The 1,465-nt window shown below is 64.7% G+C and carries 1 protein-coding gene and 1 pseudogene; both read right to left on the reverse strand.

The features are described 5' to 3' along the window. Positions 1-52: 52 nt before the first annotated feature. Positions 53-892, reverse strand: a complete 840-nt coding sequence (locus tag QT222_RS01175) for an HpcH/HpaI aldolase/citrate lyase family protein (RefSeq protein ID WP_491476034.1) — start codon at positions 890-892, stop codon at positions 53-55. A 114-nt stretch (positions 893-1,006) separates the two neighbouring features. Then, a pseudogene (locus QT222_RS01180) lies at positions 1,007-1,465 on the reverse strand (Glu/Leu/Phe/Val dehydrogenase); the annotation flags it as partial.

Consider the following 1,465-nt stretch of genomic DNA (forward strand, 5'->3'; position numbering starts at 1 on the left):
GATAATATCTGTGCCCATTGGTAATAGGTGTCATTAAACGCCGGGCGGCGAGTTAGTACGATTCGTCGGCGCGGTCGAGGATATTTTCGGCTTGCTTGACCAGCGGTGCGTCTATCATCTCGCCGTCGACGCCGAAGACGCCGCGACCGTCGGCCGCCGCCTCGTCCCGGGCGCGAAGGACCTTCTTCGCCCATCCCACGTCCTCGGAGTCGGGTGAGAACGCTTCGTTGATGATGGGGACCTGTGCGGGGTGAATCGCCAGCTTCCCGTCGTAACCTAGTTCCCGGCCGAATTGGGCCGCTTCACGGAGTCCCGCATCGTCCTGATAATCGACGTGGAGCGTGTCGATGGCGTCGACCTCTGCGGTGGCGGCCGCGACGACGACGCGCTCGCGGGCGTAGAGAACCTCTGTTCCGGCGTCGGTACGGGTCGCATCTACGTCGGCCGCGAAGTCTTCCGCCCCGAAGATGACGGCGGTAGTGTCGGCGGCAGCGGCCACGTCGGGGGCGGCGAGGACGCCCGCAGCGCTCTCGATGATGGCGATGACAGGACAGTCGGCACCGACTTCCCGGGCAGCGCTGGCGACGCGTGTCACGTCCTTCGAGCTCGTCGCTTTTGGGACGACAAGCGCGTCCGGCGGGTGGCGGTCGCACACGGCGGCAATATCGTCGAGACCGGTCTCACCCGGATTCACTCGAACCGTCACTTCGGCGTCGGGGTCGAAGTCGGGGTCCGAGAGGACGTCGGTGACAGCTTCTCGCGCCTCGTCTTTTCGCTCGGGAGCAACGGCGTCTTCGAGGTCGAACACCAGCACGTCCGCCCCCGCTTCGGGTGCTTTTCGCATCAGTTCTGGTCGGTCGCCAGGTGAAAACAGGACGCTTCGTCGTGGCATAGTGAGTGGAGTATCGTTCGGCGCTGCCAAGAATGATACCGTTCAGTTGTCTGAACAAAAACGATTCGTCAGCGGGGAGTTGATTCGCCGTCGGTTACGGCGTCAACGGCCGTTTCAGGGCCAGAGGCCGCGGTGCTCGTGGGCGGCCGCAACGCGCTTGAGCGCGACCATGTACGCGGCGTCGCGCCACGTCACGTCGTACTCTTCGACCTGCTCGCGGACGGCGTCCCACGCGCTGAGCATCTCGGTCTCCAGTTCCTCGTGGACGCGGTCGAGCGACCACGAGCGGTGGTTGAGGTCCTGCAGCCACTCGAAGTAGCTCACGGTGACACCGCCGGCGTTGGCGAGGATGTCGGGGACGACCGGAATGTCGCGTTCTTCGAAGATTTCGCCCGCTGCGGAGGTCGTCGGACCGTTGGCACCCTCGACGATGAGATTCGCCTGCACGTCGTCGGCGTTTTCGGCGGTCAGCACGTTGCCGATGGCCGCGGGGATGAGCACGTCGACGGCGAGCTCGAGGGGGTCCTCGTTGGAAAGCTTCTCCGGCGCGTCGTACTTCATGACGGCTTCGGG

The organism is Haloferax sp. s1 (assembly GCF_058382125.1).